This is a genomic window from Neobacillus vireti (assembly GCF_001026695.1).
Taxonomy (GTDB): domain Bacteria; phylum Bacillota; class Bacilli; order Bacillales; family Cytobacillaceae; genus Neobacillus; species Neobacillus vireti.
The window spans coordinates 456,740-472,110 of sequence record NZ_LDNB01000017.1 but is presented as its reverse complement, the minus strand read 5'-3'; the positions used below and the strand labels follow the sequence as shown (position 1 = coordinate 472,110).

At 38.2% G+C, this 15,371-nt stretch carries 16 protein-coding genes; 9 read left to right on the top strand and 7 right to left on the bottom strand.

Annotation, left to right across the window (positions count from 1 at the left end):
* Window positions 1-51: 51 nt before the first annotated feature.
* The 3 genes from AA980_RS22445 (at window position 52) to AA980_RS22435 (ending at window position 3,486) form a co-directional block, all read left to right on the top strand.
* On the top strand, window positions 52-918 hold the full coding sequence (locus AA980_RS22445) for a mechanosensitive ion channel family protein (RefSeq protein WP_034723602.1): 867 nt from the start codon (window positions 52-54) through the stop codon (window positions 916-918).
* Window positions 919-1,071: 153 nt separating this feature from the next.
* On the top strand, window positions 1,072-1,647 hold the full coding sequence (locus AA980_RS22440; protein WP_407937477.1) for an MOSC domain-containing protein: 576 nt from the start codon (window positions 1,072-1,074) through the stop codon (window positions 1,645-1,647).
* Window positions 1,648-1,983: 336 nt separating this feature from the next.
* Window positions 1,984-3,486: a malate:quinone oxidoreductase gene (locus tag AA980_RS22435; RefSeq protein ID WP_024027557.1), complete on the top strand. Its 1,503-nt coding sequence runs from the start codon at window positions 1,984-1,986 to the stop codon at window positions 3,484-3,486.
* Window positions 3,487-3,580: 94 nt separating this feature from the next.
* Here AA980_RS22435 and AA980_RS22430 read toward each other — a convergent pair whose 3' ends face one another.
* The gene (locus AA980_RS22430) at window positions 3,581-5,059 is read right to left on the bottom strand and encodes a SulP family inorganic anion transporter (RefSeq protein WP_024027558.1); all 1,479 of its coding nucleotides are present in this window, start codon (window positions 5,057-5,059) and stop codon (window positions 3,581-3,583) included.
* Window positions 5,060-5,398: 339 nt separating this feature from the next.
* On the opposite strand from AA980_RS22430, the gene AA980_RS26615 reads away from it, so the two are divergent.
* From AA980_RS26615 to AA980_RS28100, 4 genes are all read left to right on the top strand, one after another.
* Window positions 5,399-5,497, top strand: a complete 99-nt coding sequence (locus AA980_RS26615; RefSeq protein WP_082195796.1) for a YjcZ family sporulation protein — start codon at window positions 5,399-5,401, stop codon at window positions 5,495-5,497.
* A gap of 33 nt (window positions 5,498-5,530) precedes the next feature.
* Entirely contained in the window at window positions 5,531-5,677 is a 147-nt protein-coding gene (locus tag AA980_RS22425; protein ID WP_024027559.1) for a YjcZ family sporulation protein, read from the top strand.
* Window positions 5,678-6,059: 382 nt separating this feature from the next.
* On the top strand, window positions 6,060-7,298 hold the full coding sequence (sstT, locus tag AA980_RS22420; protein ID WP_024027560.1) for a serine/threonine transporter SstT: 1,239 nt from the start codon (window positions 6,060-6,062) through the stop codon (window positions 7,296-7,298).
* A gap of 267 nt (window positions 7,299-7,565) precedes the next feature.
* Complete coding sequence (locus AA980_RS28100) at window positions 7,566-7,697, top strand: hypothetical protein (protein ID WP_268926627.1); 132 nt, start codon at window positions 7,566-7,568, stop codon at window positions 7,695-7,697.
* Window positions 7,698-7,790: 93 nt separating this feature from the next.
* Here AA980_RS28100 and AA980_RS22415 read toward each other — a convergent pair whose 3' ends face one another.
* Entirely contained in the window at window positions 7,791-8,258 is a 468-nt protein-coding gene (locus AA980_RS22415; protein ID WP_024027561.1) for a low molecular weight protein-tyrosine-phosphatase, read from the bottom strand.
* 128 nt (window positions 8,259-8,386) lie between these two features.
* Entirely contained in the window at window positions 8,387-10,339 is a 1,953-nt protein-coding gene (locus AA980_RS22410; protein ID WP_024027562.1) for a GTP-binding protein, read from the bottom strand.
* A gap of 214 nt (window positions 10,340-10,553) precedes the next feature.
* On the opposite strand from AA980_RS22410, the gene AA980_RS22405 reads away from it, so the two are divergent.
* Window positions 10,554-11,876 carry a glycosyltransferase family 2 protein gene (locus AA980_RS22405; RefSeq protein ID WP_034723606.1) on the top strand — a complete coding sequence of 441 codons (1,323 nt, stop codon included), beginning with the start codon at window positions 10,554-10,556 and terminating at the stop codon, window positions 11,874-11,876.
* Window positions 11,877-11,995: 119 nt separating this feature from the next.
* Here the strand turns inward: AA980_RS22405 and AA980_RS22400 are convergent, their stop codons facing one another.
* The 4 genes from AA980_RS22400 to AA980_RS22385 form a co-directional block, all read right to left on the bottom strand.
* Window positions 11,996-12,223, bottom strand: coding sequence for a hypothetical protein (locus AA980_RS22400; RefSeq protein ID WP_024027564.1), 228 nt, complete (start codon window positions 12,221-12,223; stop codon window positions 11,996-11,998).
* The gene (locus AA980_RS22395; RefSeq protein WP_024027565.1) at window positions 12,223-12,543 is read right to left on the bottom strand and encodes a heavy metal-binding domain-containing protein; all 321 of its coding nucleotides are present in this window, start codon (window positions 12,541-12,543) and stop codon (window positions 12,223-12,225) included. The genes AA980_RS22400 and AA980_RS22395 overlap by 1 nt, the downstream gene beginning before the upstream one ends.
* A 386-nt stretch (window positions 12,544-12,929) precedes the next feature.
* The gene (locus tag AA980_RS22390; protein ID WP_024027566.1) at window positions 12,930-13,922 is read right to left on the bottom strand and encodes a LysM peptidoglycan-binding domain-containing protein; all 993 of its coding nucleotides are present in this window, start codon (window positions 13,920-13,922) and stop codon (window positions 12,930-12,932) included.
* A 255-nt stretch (window positions 13,923-14,177) separates the two neighbouring features.
* Window positions 14,178-14,621, bottom strand: a complete 444-nt coding sequence (locus AA980_RS22385) for a GNAT family N-acetyltransferase (RefSeq protein ID WP_024027567.1) — start codon at window positions 14,619-14,621, stop codon at window positions 14,178-14,180.
* Between the two features lie 167 nt (window positions 14,622-14,788).
* Between AA980_RS22385 and AA980_RS22380 the strand changes: the two genes are divergently transcribed.
* On the top strand, window positions 14,789-15,328 hold the full coding sequence (locus AA980_RS22380; protein ID WP_024027568.1) for a histidine phosphatase family protein: 540 nt from the start codon (window positions 14,789-14,791) through the stop codon (window positions 15,326-15,328).
* Window positions 15,329-15,371 lie beyond the last annotated feature (43 nt).

The following is a 15,371-nucleotide window of genomic DNA, read 5'->3' as shown; positions in this document are numbered from 1 at the left end:
GGAAATAAAATTTTTCTTGCTTACTGCAAGGAAAAAACCGAGGTGAAAGGGTTGAATGTATTAACGTATACAGAAAATCTCGTTGAATCAATTAAGGGCTATTTATTTTTACGGCTTGTGTTAATGGTGTTGTTGTTAATGACTATTTCATTTCTAGTAAATAGAACATCTTCTTGGTTTTTTAAAAATTCACACCTATTCCCCGAAGCAGATTCTAAAACAATACAAGGTGTAATTCGCTCTACTTTAAAATATTTAATTGCAATCATTCTAATCATATATATTATTGGACAATTCATTGATATTAAAGGTCTCCTCGCGGGGGCAGGAATTATAGGTGTCATACTAGGCTTTGCAGCACAACAAATATTAAAAGATGTTCTATTAGGTTTTACCAGAATATCTGATAAAGAATTTCGAGTAGGCGACTATGTTACATTTAATGGTGTTATTTCAGGTACAGTAGAGGAAATAGGAATCCGATTTATGCAAATTCGTGAATGGTCAGGGAAACTTCTAACAATCTCACATGGGGAGATTAGAACAATCGAGAATTTTAATAAGGGGAAAATGAGGATAATAGAACGAGTAACGGTTAGTTATCAAGAAGAGCCGGAAAGAATTAAGTGGCTGCTAGAAGAGATTTGCAAAATTTGCAATGAAAAGTATGGTGAAACTCTGCTAAGAGGGGAAGATGGCATTCCTGAACAAGACTTTAGGTATTATGGCATAACTGACTTAAATCCAAATCTACGATATATTGGTTATGAATTTTGTATGGTTGCTCTTGTAAAACCGGAGAATTTCTTTGAAACCTCAAGGAATGTTAGGTTTGAGTTGATGTCGGTTTTTCATAAGAACTTAGTTTCAATGGCAGTGTCAAATGTATTATTTCAATCAGAACAAGGTACTTCTTAATGTTATAAATAAATATGATAAAATTTAAGAATAATTAATGAAAAAAATTATAGAAAGAGGGTACATATTATAGTGGCAAGTAGTAAAGTTATAGAACTAAAAAACCTTTCAATTGGATTACCCCAAAAAACGAAGTACGGGAATAATGGGGAAATGGAGACAGGAATTTGCAAACAAACAATTGAAGAAGCTCAATTAACAAAAGATGGATTTTTGGGAGATGGTGTTGCGGACTTACAGAATCACGGTGGTTCAGACCGAGCGGTATGTGTGTACCCTTATGAACACTATTTGCTTTGGGAAAAAGAATTTGCGAATCCTTTACCAGCTTCAACTTTCGGTGAGAATTTAACTGTTACCAATATGTTGGAAAAAGATGTTTATATTGGGGATATTTTTCGTCTTGGAGAAGCTGTTATACAAATAACTCAAGGTAGAATCCCGTGCAGCACAATTTCAAAGAGAACTAATAATCCTTTTCTTCTAAAAAGGATGGTTCAAATGGGCTTTACAGGTTATTTGTGTCGTGTATTAGAAGAAGGTATTGTCCGAAACGATTCTCAAATTACATTATTGGAGTCACATCCAAAAAAGGTATCCATTCTTTATGGAAATGAGATTTATTTTCATAAGCAAAAGGATGTCGAAGGGATAAAAAGAATATTGGCTGTTGAAGAATTGGCTAACGAATGGAAAGAACTGCTGGTAAATCGGCTAAATAATCTTTAATAGAATAAGTGAAAGAGTTTAGGTATACCAATTCTTTAGGTACAATCATTGGGGCACTGACCATTTTGTCAGCATTCAGATTTGGATTGTTGGTATTCATAGGATTTGGTTTCTGTGTGTTTTTTGGCCACTTGGTGGTACTTATTACTATTTCCACCTTTTAAATAATTTAAAATTATCTTATAATAGTAGATATATGAAGCTGTAAATAATTGTTTTACACTATCAATGAGTTATAATTAAGATAGATAGAAAAGGTGTGTGACCAGGTATTCCATTATCTTGGTGTGACACCTCTATCTTTTCTGCAAATATTAGGGGAAAAGGTTGATAAATATGAGCAACAGCGGAACTACGACAGATGTTATTTTAATTGGCGCCGGAATCATGAGTGCTACCTTAGGGACACTCTTAAAAGAATTAGTGCCGGAATGGGAAATTACAGTGTTTGAGAAGCTCGCTAACGCAGGAGAGGAAAGCTCTAACGAGTGGAATAATGCAGGAACAGGGCATGCGGCACTGTGCGAGCTTAACTATACGGTCGAAAAACCAGACGGATCGATAGATATTAGCAAAGCAATCAAAATTAATGAACAGTTTCAGCTTTCCATGCAGTTTTGGTCATATCTTTTAAACAACAAGCTAATACGTAAACCGCAGGATTTTATCATGCCAATACCGCATATGAGTTTAGTACAAGGGGAACAAAACGTAACATTTTTGAAGAAACGATTTAAAGCGCTATCAAACAATCCCCTGTTTCAAGGGATGGAATTTTCCGATGACCATGAAAAGCTGATAGAATGGATTCCGCTGATCATGGAAGGCCGTAAATTGGATGAACCTATAGCGGCAACAAGAATCGATTCTGGAACTGATGTCAACTTTGGTGCTTTAACGCGCAAATTGTTCGACCACTTGAAAAATCAACACGTTGATATCAAATACAATCATCAAGTTGATGATATTAAACGCACTGAGGACGGCTTATGGGAATTAAAAGTGTGGAATATTGCAACCGGTGCCATCGAACGCCATCGGGCCAAATTCGTCTTTATTGGCGGTGGCGGCGGGTCATTGCCGTTACTACAAAAAACGGGTATTCCTGAAAGTAAACATATTGGCGGATTCCCGGTAAGCGGGCTTTTCCTAGTATGTAACAATCCAGAGGTTGTCGCGCAGCACCATGCAAAAGTGTACGGTAAAGCGGCAGTTGGTGCACCGCCGATGTCAGTTCCGCATCTTGATACACGGTATATTGACAACAAAAAATCATTGTTATTTGGACCGTTTGCCGGGTTCTCACCCAAATTCTTAAAAACGGGTTCAAATATGGATTTAATCGGTTCTGTAAAACCAAATAATCTCGTTACGATGTTAGCGGCAGGTGCCAAAAACGTTCCATTGACAAAATACCTAATACAACAGCTTATGTTATCGAAAGAACAGCGGATTGAAGAGCTACGAGAGTTTATCCCGAACGCCAAAAGCGAAGAGTGGGATATCGTGGTAGCGGGCCAACGAGTACAAGTGATCAAAGATACTGAATCCGAAGGCAAAGGTACACTTCAATTTGGTACGGAAGTGATTAATGCAGCTGATGGCTCAATCGCAGCCTTACTAGGTGCATCACCAGGTGCTTCTACTGCTGTCCCCGTAATGCTTGAAGTAATGAATAAATGCTTCCCGCAGCATATAATAGAGTGGGAACCGAAAATTATGGAAATGATTCCATCTTACGGCTTGTCACTAATGAAAAACCCAGAGCTTCTGCATGATATTCATACTTCAACAGCGCAAGCGCTTGGCCTAAGCGAAAAAGAGTTGGTCTTTAGATAAATCATTAGAACATACGTTAATGAAGCTGCCGCGGCAGCTTTATTTTTTTGAAAAAATAAAAAACACGCTGACACTTTAGCGTGTTTTCCATGTTTTATTGATTTGATACCTTTTCAAGAGCAACTGGGGTGGTCTGAACCGTAAGTTTGTCTAAGAGTTTGGCGCTGTCTCCATTTAAACCCTTCAGATTAACCATTACTCCATTTTGCTGATATTTCAGGACAATTTTATCGATCGCACCGATCGCTGAGTCATCCCAAAGGTGAGCATGGGAGAAATCAATATCTATTTCCGGTATTTCTTCTTTAAAATTAAATTTATTGACAAAATCTGTCACAGAGACAAAGAAAAGCTGCCCTGATACTTGATAAACCTTTTTACGTGAGCCTTTTGTCGAAATCGTTTTAACGTCTACTTTTGAAATCTTAGAGGCAAAGAATATCGCACTCAAGATGACGCCTATTAACACCCCAATGGATAAATTATCTGTTGCTACAACAGTTATTACTGTCACAACCATAACCACAGTTTCAGATTTAGGCATAATTGGCAGCTTCTTTAATGAAGACCAATCAAATGTCCCAATGCAGACCATGAACATTACTGCGACTAAGACAGCCATTGGAATTTTTACCAGGACATCATTAAGGGCTACGATAAGGATTAATAAAAATACAGCTGCCCAAAAGGTGGAAAGTCTTCCTCGTCCGCCTGATTTAACATTGATTCCTGATTGACCAATCATGGCACAGCCAGCCATTCCGCCAAATAATCCTGAGACAATATTGGCAATCCCTTGACCGCGCGCCTCTTTATTTTTGTCACTGCCCGTATCTGTCAAATCATCGACAATTTGAGCAGTTAGGAGAGACTCGATTAATCCAACAACAGCGATTCCAAGTGAATAAGGAAAAATTATTCTTAGTGTTTCTAGATTAAAAGGAACATTTGGAATAAAAAATGTAGGCAAGGCCTGACTTAGTTGTCCTAAGTCTCCTACAGTCTTTACGTGAGCACCAGTTGCCACCGAGATAATGGTGATAATAATAATGGCGACAAGTGGGGAAGGGACAGCCTTGGTTATCCGAGGGAAAAGGTAAATGATCGCTAATCCTCCCGCAACCATTGCGTACATCACCCATGTTTGGCCTTTAAAATGGGTAAGCTGTGCCATAAAGATTAATATCGCTAATGAATTAACAAAACCCACCATAACCGAACGAGGAATAAATTTCATTAATCGAGCTACATTCAAAGAACCAAAAATAATTTGGATCATACCTGTTAGGATGGTGGCTGCTAATAAATACTGTAATCCGTGATCTTTCACTAAGCCGCCCATTAACAAGGCTGTTGCTCCCGTAGCAGCTGAAATCATTGCTGGTCTGCCGCCAACAAAAGCAATCACAAGGGCAATACAGAAGGAGGCATATAACCCAACCATTGGATTCACGCCCGCAATAATGGAAAAGGCAATTGCTTCTGGAATAAGTGCTAACGCGACAACAGTACCAGAAAGAATATCTCCCTTTATATTTCCGAACCATTCATATTTAATTTTACTACCATTCAATTCATTACACCTCTTTATTTATGATTATTTTGACTTTCAACTCTCATGAAAGTCGGGTCCGTTTTTACCACACGAAATTATAACTGAATATGACGATTTTGTGAAATACAATGAAAGCGTTATTACCGGTAAATTACTCTTCAATACTTCTTTTTTCAACGATTCATAAAGTTTTTTATAAATCCGTTTCAATTAAATATTAAGTCGATTTTTTTACAATTTTCACCACGCCGCACCCCTTTTTCATCGACAACCCCAAAAGGTCCATTTCGAAGTGCCCATACACATTTTCAAATTAAACATATTTTGTAGTAAGTCGGTGCAAAGGAGGAATGTGAAATGGACGGCGTAGGAGCTGGTGGCGGTTTTGCCCTAGTGGTTGTATTGTTTATCCTTCTCATTATAATTGGTGCGTCCTTTATGGGTGGATACTATTAACAAATTAGAATCTTATTGAAAGGGGGGAGATGTATGTACGGATACGGCGGAGGATTCGGCGGCTGCGGTTGTGGTGGTTACGGTTACGGTGGCGGCGGCTTCGGTTTTGGCGGCGGTTTTGCCTTAATCGTTGTATTGTTCATTTTGTTAATCATTATTGGTGCAACTTGTTTTTATTAATTAAAAGCAATTAATTTTCAGTAAAGTAATAAAAAAAAAGCCCTTTTTTTAGGGGCTTTTTCTTTTTCTTTCTTTGCTTTATTGCACCGAACGCAATAAAAGCAATTAAGGAGGTATTGTATGGTGTTGGCCTGGCTACTTTCTAGTTTATGCTGAGATTTATGTAATGAAGCGGCTAATTAAGCCCTAATTTTAGAATGTTTTAGTATCAGTATGATTAAAGAAAGAAAGCAGGGGGGCGTTGATCCATAATTACACTTTATAAATACTATTGTAAAATATCAAAATATTCTTTATAATACTTTTAGTTAGAATAAAGAAGTTCAAAAATGCAGTAAATCTCATTGGACTCTAACTTTTTTTGACAATAGGGGGGGAATCTGTGAAAAAACTATGGAAAAAGTGGAATCAATTGAGCCTGGTAAAACAAATCATTATTGGATTAATTATTGGGATTATCCTAGCTGTGTTAATCCCAGAAGTAGCAAAGCCTGTAGTCATTTTTGGTTCACTATTTGTAGGAGCTTTGAAAGCTATTGCTCCCGTCTTGGTTTTATTCTTGGTTATGTCGGCCATTGCCCAACATAAGAGTGGTCACCAAACTAATATGAAATCGATTATCGGACTTTATTTAATAGGTACTTTTCTAGCTGGATTAATTGCCGTTATTGTAAGCTTTGTTTTCCCAGTAAGTTTAACACTTGCAAAGGGCGCGGAGGATTTAGCGGCTCCCGGCGGTGTGACAGAGGTTCTTAAATCATTACTGTTGAATGTAGTGGATAATCCAGTAAAAGCCATTTATAACGCCAATTATATCGGAATTTTAGCTTGGGCATTAGTCCTTGGTATGGCTTTAAGAAATGCACCAGAGACGACAAAAACGATGATTTCTAATTTTTCAGATGCTGTATCGAAAATGGTTACATGGGTGATTAAGTTTGCACCCCTAGGAATCATGGGTCTGGTTATCGACTCGATTACAACAAATGGAATCGAATCATTATTAGGCTATGGAAAATTACTTGCCGTTTTGGTTGGTTGTATGCTCTTTGTGGCCTTTGTCGTCAATCCAATCATTGTGTTCACAGCCATTCGTCAGAATCCATATCCACTTGTATTTAAGTGCATTAAGGAAAGCGGAATTACAGCATTCTTTACACGCAGCTCGGCTGCTAACATTCCTATAAATATGAAATTATGTGAAAAATTAGAATTGGATAGGGATACCTATTCCGTGTCCATTCCATTAGGCGCCACAATCAATATGGCTGGTGCAGCAGTTACGATTTCTGTTTTGACACTTGCAGCGGTTCATACATTAAACATTCATGTCGATATCCCAACGGCTATCATCCTAAGCGTATTGTCAGCTGTATGTGCATGCGGTGCTTCAGGGGTTGCGGGTGGTTCGTTATTACTGATTCCACTAGCATGCAGCTTATTCGGAATCCCAAATGATGTTGCTATGCAGGTAGTTGGCGTAGGCTTTATCATTGGTGTTTTACAAGACTCTTTTGAAACATCCCTTAACTCATCAACAGACGTCCTTTTCACAGCAGCAGCTGAATTTAAGCAGTGGCGTAAAGAAGGGAAAAAAATCGATCTTAAAAAAGCAGCTTAAAGAAGCAATTTCCATAAAGTCGAAAAATAGGTAAATGAACCCCGGATTTTATTAATCCGGGGTTCAATTTTTTTCGAAATTGACATGGAGGTTCTAGCATAACGAGTTGTTTGTAGAAGATGAAAATCAAATAGCATAGCATTCAAATTAGAAAGCAAACTATAATCATGGGCGCCCAAAAAAAAGAAAATACTTTAAAATTGTGTGTTTATAAAATTTGACATCCAAGAAGCAATAATCTCATCAATCAACAAGGGTGGTGAAAAAATGGCTAAAAATGAGAATAACCGAAATAAATATAATAAAAATGCCGTTCCAACAAAAGCAGATGTAGAAATAGCGGGAGAAAATGGACTTGAAAAAATAGCATTAAAAGCCCAAAGAAATAATAATAAGTAAATGAAATGGGACAGTAACCCTATCCCTCGTATGTTTCGGTTTTAGTGCCAATGCTTAACAATCCCGCCAATCAAAATATCAGCGGGATTTTTTTTATTTTAAGTTATTTTCAATGAGGATTTTCTCAAGTAAGCCGCGACATCCATCTGAAATAAGCTGATAGGTTTCTTCGAAATCTCCGGTGTAATAAGGGTCGGGAACATCCTTTTTGTGGTCGGTTAAGTCTAGCAGACGAACGATTTTTGGATGATTCGGTTTTCCGGTTATTTCGAAAATGTTCTTTGTGTTGCTTTCGTCCATTCCGATGATGTAGTCGAACTTTTCAAAGTCTTCCTTTGTTAATTGTCGCCCGACAAGGTCATCTGATGAAATGTTATATTTTTTTAAAATGGTTAGGGTTTCTTTATGCGGTGGAGATCCAATATGCCATGAGCTAGTGGCAGCGGAATCGACGGTTACATTGCTGCTCAAATTTTCCTTCTTCAGTAAGTCGCGAAATAGAGCTTCAGCCATCGGTGACCGGCAAATGTTTCCTAAACAGACAAATAAAACGTTAATCATTTCATTAACTCCTTTTAACGTAATAATTAATAGTTTACCACAAGGTTGATGAAGAACACTTCGGGTGAAAATCGCTAGGGAAATGTCCTTCATAAGTATAATTTAATAAGAACTAACCAGCACGCAAGCTAAAGACAATGCATCTCCGCTTCCGCTTCATCCCAAGAAACGGAATAGCCCTGTCCTTTTGAACAGAAAATCGAAGACGACGTATACTCTGGGTCCGCTTCTTTATTGTAATGGATTCTTTCGATTACTTCGGCCTGATTTTGACAAGGATAATAGCCGCCAACTACTAGATTCAGCAGGCCTTTCCCCTGTGTAAGTGATGCGAATTCTGGACCGTAGTTCATGAAGGTGGCTACTGGCACTTTCCCAGTTATAATAGTTTTGTTTCCTTCCGTCATTGGCGGGTCGAAGCTGCCATGTGCCTTCTGAATATCGGTCAGCACTTTACCGATATGATCCAAATCTATCTTTATCTTAAAATCATAAAACGGTTCGAGCAGGATGTTATCAGCTTTCTCCAGTCCTTGCCGTAAGGCACGGTAAGCTGCCTCTCTAAAGTCGCCGCCGGAGGTGTGTTTAATATGTGCTCGTCCAGTAAGTAATGTGATTATCACATCGGTAATCGGAGAGCCTGTAAGAATCCCATGATGCTCCCGCTCAAACAGGTGATGACGGATTACGTTCTGGGTTCCGACTGGCAAGTGATCAGTATGACAGTCACTTTCAAACGAAATGCCGCTGTTTCTTGGTGCGGGTTCTATTTTTAGATGGACTTCAGCATAATGCCCTAACGGTTCGAAATGACCGTATCCGATTACCGGAGAACCAATTGTTTCTTTGTATAAGATTTCCGGTTCGGCAAATTCCACATCGAGATGAAAGCGGTCCTTAATAACTAGCTTTAACACCTCCAGTTGAATCGTTCCCATGACATGAATATGGATTTCCTGCAAGCGTTCTACCCAGGTCACGTTCAAGGCAGGATCTTCGGCATCCAATATCTTGAAATACCGCAATACTTCTTTTACATTTACCGCTGAATCAAAAATCACTTTGGATTTTAACGCAGAAACCATTTCATAATCAGCCTTTTCCTTTAACGTTCCTAAGCCGTCTCCAGCGGCAGTTGAAGTCAAACCTGTTACAGCGAAGATATCCCCGGCTGAAACTTGATCAACAGTCTTAATTTTCGTGCCATTATACAATCGGATTTGGGTGATTTTTTCAATAATCTGCTCATCCTCATCCCCGTAACTGATTTCATCACGGACCTTTAAGGTGCCGCTAAGAGCTTTGATAAACGTGATTCTTGTCCCTTTATCGTCATAACGAATCTTATAGACGCGGCCAGAAAAAGACTCCTCGCTGACATAATCCGTTGCCGTTATTAAATCTAATTTTTCAAGAAAGCTTTTGATGCCGATATCCTGCAAGGCAGAACCGCTTGCACATGGAAAAATTTGATTTTCCTGGAGCAGCGCTTTCAGTGTTTTTAGCCAAAGTTCATGTTGATACCCGGAATCCATGTATGTATTCAAAAGGGATTCATTTCGCTCTGCAATAAATTCAATCAGTGACTCGTTCATTTCGCCATTGTTCAATGTCTCGGTCATGTCCACGACATCGCTAGTGAGGTTGGTGCGAATTTCAACCAGGACCTTTTGAGGATCAGCTCCAACTCGGTCGATTTTATTAATAAAGAAAAAAGTTGGCACACGATGTTTTCGCAAAAGCCGCCATACAGTTTCTGTATGACCTTCAATTCCTTCAACCGCACTGATAATCACGATCGCATAATCCATCACCTGAATTGCACGTTCCATCTCCGGAGAAAAGTCGACATGCCCTGGGGTATCAATTAAATAATAATCAGAATCATTCAAGGAAAACATCGCTTGGTCAGCAAATACTGTTATGCCTCGTTGTTTTTCAATTTCATGCGTATCGAGAAAGGTATCTTGATGGTCGACACGGCCACGATGCCTAATCGCCTTTGTATGGAAAAGTAGCTGTTCTGCCAATGTCGTTTTTCCTGCATCCACATGGGCAAATATCCCAATTGTTTTCTTCATGCTGGCACACCTCAAATGTACATAATGATTAATAATAGTATATCAAAAGAAAATTCAGTTGAATGGTAATACAATCCTACTATTGTAGTATTGTTGGAAATTCCACAAAAGCAACCGAAATTACTAATAAATAATATAAAATATGATAGACAGTTATGCCAATTAAAAGGAGGCTTTTCTTCCTTTGAAAATAGAAACTAGATACAAATCAAGAATGCCATCATTTCCTTTTCAGAGTAGATTTTATCTCCCTGTAGGCGAAAAGTTCTGGCTTAGTCACGGACTTGCACTAACATGGATGGTTTTTTCAATCATTCTGTCAGTCCCTTGGATAAAGGATCTGGGGGAAGTTGTAACGATTCCTGTTGCCATTGTTCTGATTGCGGGCATTGCTTATCTTCCGGGCTACTTAAATGCCTTCATGGTTGTAAGTCTCTTGTTTGACCGACAACCGGCTTTTAAAACGCTTGATCCAAAAGAACCATTAAGTATCTTAATTGCTTGTTGGAACGAAGAAAAGACGATTGCCGAGACATTAATGCAATTAGCGAAACAAGATTATGCAGGGCAGATGCGCATTTATGTAATCGATAATAATTCAACAGACCAAACAGCGGAAGTGTCAAAAAGGGCAGGGAAGGAATTGGGACTCGATCTTCACGTTCTAACCGAAAAAACGCCCGGAAAACATCATGCCTTAAATAAAGCTCTTTCATATGTCGATACAAAATATGTCATTACAATAGATGCCGATACATTACTGCATCCTCAGGCCGTTCGCCGTCTAGTATCTCGCATGGAATCTGCACCAAAAGAAGTATGTGCGGTAGCAGGTGCTGTTCTTGTTCGGAATAGCCGAGACAACTGGTTAGCCAGACTCCAAGAATGGGATTACTTTTTAGGTATCGCTTCGATTAAACGATTGCAAGGCTTATATCAAGGGACACTTGTTGCACAAGGGGCGTACAGTTTATATCTTACCGATGTTATTAATAAGGTTGGCGGTTGGCCAGATGCAATTGGAGAAGATATTGTTCTTACTTGGGCTTTTTTAGAGCAAAACTATAAGGTCTTTTTTGAACCAACGGCAATTGCCTTTACGGAAGTGCCTACGAATTTCCGTCATTTTGCTCGGCAACGCAGCCGTTGGGCCAGAGGAATGATTGAAGCACTTAAACGGGTAAAACCGTGGGAGCAACCTAGAATTTTTACACGTTATTTAACAGGATCGAACCTCGTGATGCCATTTCTGGATGTTGTTTACACAGTTGCTTGGATCCCAGGACTCGTCTTGAGCTTTTTCGGCATCTACTGGATTGTCGGCGCTCATACACTTCTTGTATTACCATTGGCACTGCTCTCGAATTATTTGCTGTACCGCTACCAAAAAGCAGTTTTTCAAGAATTAGGATTGCGAATTCGAAAAAATCGGATCGGCTTTATCTTTTTTGTTTTGTGCTATCAAATGATCATGTCTCCTGTTTCAGTTTGGGGATATATTCAAGAATTCTTGCAGCGTCAAAGAGTATGGAAATAGCTTTGTGGAGTGGGAATAGGATCAAAAGTAAAGAAAAAAACATATAAAACATCGATTTTCTATCCGCTGTTTTATATGTTTTAAATCGTTTTCTAACGCTGGTCTTGGAAAGTTGCTGCCTATTTCTCTTTTTTATAAAAACGTTCACCAGTTTCGGGATTAAAATACACTCTCATTTTTTCACCCGACACAGGATCAATATTTACTTCCTCTGTCGAAATAAAACCTTTCGGAACTTTAGCTCCGTGATTGCGTTTAACCCGTTTATCATAAATAAAGAATCCAAGTAAAATGCAGATGATTGCACCGATAATTTCTAGAATGTAAAAACCGATGATGTAATTCATTATTCCTTCTCCACAACAGCAGCTGTTCCATATGCCACAATTTCACTCATGTTTTTACCAATTTCACCCGAATCAAATCGCATCATCACAATCGCATTTGCACCCATTTGGGTTGCGTTTACAATCATACGGTCTAATGCTTCTTTCCGAGAATCCTCAAGCATAGCCGTATATTGCTTGATTTCTCCACCTACAAGGGATTTTAAGCCTGCCATAATATCGCCGCCAAGCCCTCTGCTTCTTACAATTAGTCCGAATACCGGCCCTTTAATTTCGACAATTTTGTAGCCTTCAATTTTTTCTTTTGTCACAACGATCACCTTAATCACCTCCATCTTATTTTCTATTATTGCGGCTAACTCTGGTAATATCAAGTAATGAGAAAGGGAGTGGAAACCTTTTTTTCTATTTTTTACTCCATTCAAAATAGTTTCTATTTTATTTGTGAAAAAGTGTACTTTATTTGCGATTTTCTACCTGTTATTTACGAATCGGAATTGGTTGGCTTGAAAAGTAGGTTTGCAATATTTATACAAACCTGTATTTCTTTTTTATCAGCGAATTTTGGGAATATATCAGCGAATTCCACTGTTTTATCAGCGAATCTACACCATATATCAGCGAAAAAATAGATTTATCAGCGAATCGAAAAATTCACCGGATATGCAGATGAGTCGGGTGTATAGGAAGAATAGACCTTATAGGTTTACTGCCTAGATCCTGAAATTTCCTGCATTTTACCCGACACTAGGGGATAAAAATGATTTTTTGCACTAGATGTGGAATTACCACCGAAAAATCCAGTTCCGGGGCATGTTTTAACATTATAATCAGGAGCGTTATCTAACACTCTTTCTCCCGTTTTCAAATCCCACCAATGATGATACGTGATACTGTCAATGGAGGGGGTTAACCCGAATTTTAAACAAAGCAATGCAGTGATGTACACAATTGTTTCTTTTTGTTCCACGGTCATGACGTCATGACCGATATCAAAGTTGCCAACATTTTCGATGGCGATTCCTTTAGTGTTAGCCTTTGAGCCAATTGAACCTTCAGGAGCGCTGTTAAATGGCCTAGACACTGCTACTTTACCATCCGGAAAGGTAGTGATATTTTGTGCGATATTCTTCCATTTCCTTTCTCTAATATGAAAATTCTCCATACTCTTCAACAATTTAAAATGATTGGAACCGTAAAACTGCTTATAGGACGGTAACCACGTGTGATGATGTTGGATTAACGTTATTTTTCGATTAAATTGATTATGAAATAACCAATTTCTAAATTCCTCTTTTGTCATAAGAATATACTGTCCTTGGATGGTCATTCTTTTTGGAGGAATCATTAATTGCTGCCCTAAATATAGTTGATCTGATGAAAGTCCATTTGTTGTTTTTATTATCTGAGCTGTTGATGTATAGGATTCTGAAATTGTTTCTAGTGTATCTCCGGCAGCAACTTCATAAATAATCGGAACAAATAATTTTTGATTAACTAGTAATGTATTGGCTAGCAATCCATTGGCCCCTTTTAAATTTTCAACAGATGTACCGTATTTATTTGCAATTGCCGGTAGAGTATCTCCAGATTTGACTGTATAAATGTTGCTGGGATTATTTCGGACAGCATGAACAGGAGAGACCAGGATAAGCATATTTAAAATCACACTAAATACAAGTGCAATAGTTTTTATCATTTGATTAACTCCTCTCAGGGACAGACTCCTTGTCTCACCTCATTTTTTACTAAATTCAACATTTAATACTTCCAAAATTTATCATGAAGGAAACAGGTGGAAATCCAGAAGAAGTGAATAGTCTAAAATAATTAGAAAGGGTGCCAGTCAAGCTTATATAAAACATAAGGTTGACTGGCACCCTTCTTGCCGTTTAAGAAATAATAATAACAGCTGGATTGTTAATCACATTTTGAAACAAGGAGCGCATCACACCTAGCGAACAACGTATTCTAACAATAGCTCTCCGTGTTCTCTACGGCCGGTATCTTTAAAGCCGAATGACTGATAAAGACGTAAAGCAGCTGTATTTGATTCCTTTACCCCCAGAATGATGGTTGGGCTGCAATCAGGCAGTGCCGCTAAATAGTTAATCGTGTGTGCTAGCGCCAGCTTGCCATAGCCTTTTCCTTGCTGCATTTGATCTAACATAAATCGGATAATCCAATAGGTTCCATCCTCAGGATCTTTTCCATACATAAGAAATCCAATCATTCTATCATCTAAGTAAATGCCCATTGGCACAAAAGATGTCTCAAATTTTGATTCTGCCAATGAATATACATTTGAGGCAATATAGGATTTCTGATCGGGGGCAACCTCTAACTGAATACAATCCTCCCAGTTCTCCTGCGTTATTCCTTTTAATAAAATCGACAAATTGATCACACTCCCTTTTATGTACTTTTTTACAAAATTGGTTTTTAAGTGTAGATATTATTATTTTATCAAAAAATCTTTCAATTTAACTAGCATTTCTGAAATGGTCTAAAATTATGATAGTATTAAAAATTATGAGGATAAAAAGATTTGATGGAGGGATATGTTTGAAGAAAATTTATATGATAAGGCATTGTGAGGCCGAGGGACAGCCATTCGAAGCACGGCTAACTGAACGAGGTTTTAGACAAGCGGTTGAATTAACAGAGTTTTTTTCCACTATCAAAATTGATCGGATTATTTCTAGCCCTTTTAAGCGCGCAATTCAATCGATTCAGCCGCTTGCTATGCGATTACAAATTGCGATAGTGGAGGAGCCTCGATTAACAGAACGTGTACTTTCCAATACTAATCTTCCTGATTGGCTTGAAAAACTTAGAGCAACGTTTGATGACCTTGAACTGAAATTTGAAGGGGGAGAGTCCAGCCAGGAAGCAATGCAAAGAATAGTTGGAGTGGTAGAGGAAGTTTTTGACGGTGAAACTGAAAATACGATTATTGTTACACACGGAAATTTACTGTCTCTGCTGTTAAAGTATTTTAATAAAGATTTTGGATTTGATGAATGGCAGAATCTTAGTAACCCTGATGTATTTCTTTTAAAAAATGAAAATAACAGTGTGACCTTTGAGAGAGTCTGGATTTAATTACGCTTTCGTTGTCAAGTTGTTTTATTTTCATAAAAATTTT